This window comes from Bacillus sp. 05T31 (genome assembly GCF_056396725.1).
In genome coordinates, this window is the sequence record NZ_JBFTMA010000673.1 from 1 (window position 1) to 3,556 (window position 3,556).

Annotated in this window: 4 protein-coding genes and 1 pseudogene; 3 read left to right on the top strand and 2 right to left on the bottom strand. The window is 31.5% G+C overall.

Annotation, left to right across the window (positions count from 1 at the left end):
* The first annotated feature begins 257 nt into the window (after positions 1 to 257).
* Positions 258 to 476: an alpha/beta-type small acid-soluble spore protein gene (locus AC1DJR_RS26360; protein WP_429687497.1), complete on the top strand. Its 219-nt coding sequence runs from the start codon at positions 258 to 260 to the stop codon at positions 474 to 476.
* 730 nt (positions 477 to 1,206) lie between these two features.
* Here AC1DJR_RS26360 and AC1DJR_RS26365 read toward each other — a convergent pair.
* A complete protein-coding gene (locus AC1DJR_RS26365) occupies positions 1,207 to 1,362 on the bottom strand; it encodes an MSCRAMM family protein (protein WP_477003898.1) in 156 nt (51 codons plus the stop codon).
* A 302-nt stretch (positions 1,363 to 1,664) separates the two neighbouring features.
* Positions 1,665 to 1,805, bottom strand: coding sequence for a cell surface protein (locus tag AC1DJR_RS26370; protein ID WP_477003899.1), 141 nt, complete (start codon positions 1,803 to 1,805; stop codon positions 1,665 to 1,667).
* A gap of 177 nt (positions 1,806 to 1,982) precedes the next feature.
* Between AC1DJR_RS26370 and AC1DJR_RS26375 the strand changes: the two genes are divergently transcribed.
* Positions 1,983 to 3,212 carry a helix-turn-helix domain-containing protein gene (locus AC1DJR_RS26375; RefSeq protein WP_429687492.1) on the top strand — a complete coding sequence of 410 codons (1,230 nt, stop codon included), beginning with the start codon at positions 1,983 to 1,985 and terminating at the stop codon, positions 3,210 to 3,212.
* 103 nt (positions 3,213 to 3,315) lie between these two features.
* Positions 3,316 to 3,493, top strand: a pseudogene (locus AC1DJR_RS26380) (IS6 family transposase); the annotation flags it as partial.
* Positions 3,494 to 3,556: the final 63 nt, after the last annotated feature.

The following is a 3,556-nucleotide window of genomic DNA, read 5'->3' on the forward strand; positions in this document are numbered from 1 at the left end:
GTTAATTATAGAGTACTCAAGGATCTAAACTTTAAGAAATGGCCGAGAAAAAACAATGAAAGTAGAGTTCTGACGTTCATTTAGAGAAGAAATGAATGTTTTAGGWAWTAAGGATTYRGATGTGTTTCAAATTCAATTAGTGGAATATAATAAGGAGAAACAAGTTGTCCCTAAAAATACTAGAAGAAAATATTTATCTCATGTATAAATATTATAATTAAGCACATGTTATATACAAATATAATGGAGGTGCAATTATGCATATTCAAAGACATGAAAATAATACAAATGAAGTTCTTATTTCTGCCGCTGCAAGTGCTATTGAACAAATGAAGTATGAAATTGCTCGTGAATTAGGAGTCACACTTGGACCAGATACATCAGCACGTGCAAATGGTTCTATCGGTGGAGAAATTACAAAACGCTTAGTTCGAATGGCTGAGGAGCAGTTAACAGGACAATATAGATTACACTAAGTTATAGAAGTAATAAAAAAGAATCCATGTAAATAAAATGGATTCTTTTCCCTTTTATTTACATGAAATTCAAATGAATGATTATGAATTTGAAAATCAACCTCTCAGATTCTTTTGTAAGCTTTTTGAATCTTCAACTTAATGACATACGTATCGATCGAAATATAATCCCGTAATAGGGATATAAGGGCGGTTAAACGTCCTTTTGTTTTCGTTCGTAATTTAAAGTGTATAATACTTAAACCAATTTGATATAATACACTTTCTATAGGTAATCTGATTATCAATTAAAAATGAAGTGAAAAATTCAAGTAGCCATATATATTTATCAATAAAAAGTGGCATACAAAGAATGCCTAATACAAAAATGGATATAAAGCAATAATCCCTAAGTGACATTTCTTTTGTTATAGAATAAACAAATCCAGGTATTGCAGTAACTACTGTTTTGAGGTCAATTTACTGTGCACTAAGTGTCTAATGTCTACTTTTAATTTGGATTTATATTGCAGCATCTCTTAATTAGAGGTTTTTTTGCTAATTAACAACCATTGTACTCGGAAAATTTAAAATATATTATGTGATGCGGTAATAAAGCTATGCAGCATAGAAAATATTAATACAAAGATTAACAAAATACTAAAGATTTTTTTCATATGCCTTGTCTCTCTTGCAATTTCTATTAATTTTGRAATCTATTWWTTTYTTCCKCTTTTGCGGAAAAATAAAACTAATGTTGCGACCAKTAATACATATATCCATTTGATGCTTGAATTTCTTTCACTGTGTATTTTCTGAAGTGTAGTGGTTGAGAAGTAGCCTTGCCATTCTCATCTGTTGTTAATTTCCCAACATCTTTACCATCTTTGTCTAAAATTTGGAACACAGTATTTTTTCAGTTTTGCATTTGCATCAGCAGCAATCACTTTTTCAATCTCAATTTGCCTAAGTGATTGAATTGAAATTTTGGCTGTTGGTCTTGCGGTGGTACAGTATCTCCTTTGACTTTCGCTGTATTTTGAATCTTTTTTCCAGCTTGGCCCTCGCATGGAATACGACTGTATGCCACTCTGTATTTGTCACATCTCCAAAATTTTCGTTTACTTTTCCTGCGTCAAATTCACCCTTGTCTGTATCGACTGCATATGCCACTGTTTGGTCAGCTACTTGTAATGTGCCTGGGACATATTACAATCCTTCTGGCAATGTATCAGAAATGGATAAATTTTCCGTGAGACTAGCAAGAAGCGTATTTCTTGTTCGAATCGTATACTCCAGTTCATCCCCTATTTCTGTATTTGTATTTTGTAGGTTCTTCACTGTTTTCATCTCTACTTCGATATTTAGATGCTAATTACATATAAATAATATATGATTTTCATAAAAAAAATATAGTAATATTTTGTCGTTAATTGTACTATTTTGATATTTTATAGTAATATTTTGTCGTGAGTTATACCTGACAGAAAAAAATTTATCATTTAATCTAATTAAAAGGAGAAGGTAATGAATAATTCCATCGATATACAACACTTGTGTGATCTCGCACATAAAGTCTTTCATGTACCTGTTCACATTTTATCTACAGACAAAAAAATCTTATATCATTCTACTTCTGATGATGTTTGTAGTCCTTTTTATTCTTCTAAAGAAGAACATCTTAGTGACATTTATCAAGAAAATGATCCCTATAACTTGCCAATTTTCAGAGGTAACAGTTATCTTGAAAATTTCGTCCTAATTCATATAGCAAATCATGATTATATAAAAGGGACTATTATAATCGGTCCCACTATACATCCAAAGGGCTCAGATGATATAACCTTTAAACTTCGAAAAGAATGTAACTCAAATAATACTATTCAAGAAAGACTAGCCTATTATCAGAGCCTACCTGAGATTAAAAAAACTGCTTTAATTGATATGGGAATTTTATTACATTACATGATTTTCAATGAAAAGTTAGATGTAAGTATTGTTTTAGAAAAAAATAGAGTGCTAGAGAAAGTTCCCGATAAAATTGTGAAACCTGATTTATATATTTTAAAACGCCGACAAAATAAACCTAAGACTCACAACATGGCATTAGTACATGATTATTTTTCAGCAATCAAAGAAGGAAATAAAAAAAAGTTAATACAATATATGTATGCAGTTTCACAAGAAGATGTTGAACCTATTTTAATAGCGGATCCACTCAGAAACCAAAAAATTCTTGGAATTATTGCGATTACTTTAGCTACTCGATATGCGATAGAAGGTAACCTCCCACCAGACATTGCTTTTGCTCTTAGTATTTTGTATATCCAAACCATGGAACAACTAGATAACGTGGACTCTGTAAGGCGATTGTCAGGAGACGCTTTACGTACTTTTGCAGATCGGGTGAAAGAATTCAATGCGCAAAAATTTTCAAATGCGGTTACTACATGTATGAATCATATTAGTAAAAATGTTTACGATGGAATATCTCTCAATGAACTCGCTAATCATTTGGGTATTACTCCTACTTATTTATCTAAATTATTTAAAAAAGAAGTGGGGATTCCTTTAAGTGAATATATTCAAAGGGAACGAGTGGAAGAAGCAAAAAAATTATTAACACTCACTACATATCCATTATCAGATATTTGTGCTTGGCTTAATTTTAACGACCAAAGTTATTTTACAAGGGTTTTCAAAAAATCAACTTACATGACTCCTAGACAGTATCGTGAAAAACATACCGTAATATAATCTTGGTATCTGTTTCTGGTGCAAAAACTTTAATATACATGTAAGTAGTCTCTAAAACTTGGACATACTGAACCTATTACTCTACAAAGAGTGCGTGATTGGTCTGGAAAAGGAACATGTATTCAAATTGACGCATGATCAGCCTAATATTATTATGTTAACCGAACAACCTCATTTTTCGTGATTTGGTGAAAATAATGGAGAAACGGGGCTTATCCATTTCTCCTACAACGATTATGCGTTGGATTCATCAGTATGGTTCTGAATTGGACAAACGAATCTGACGTCACCTCAAATAAATAGCTCTTGAAGAGTCCATGAAACATATATCAAAGTAAAAGGGC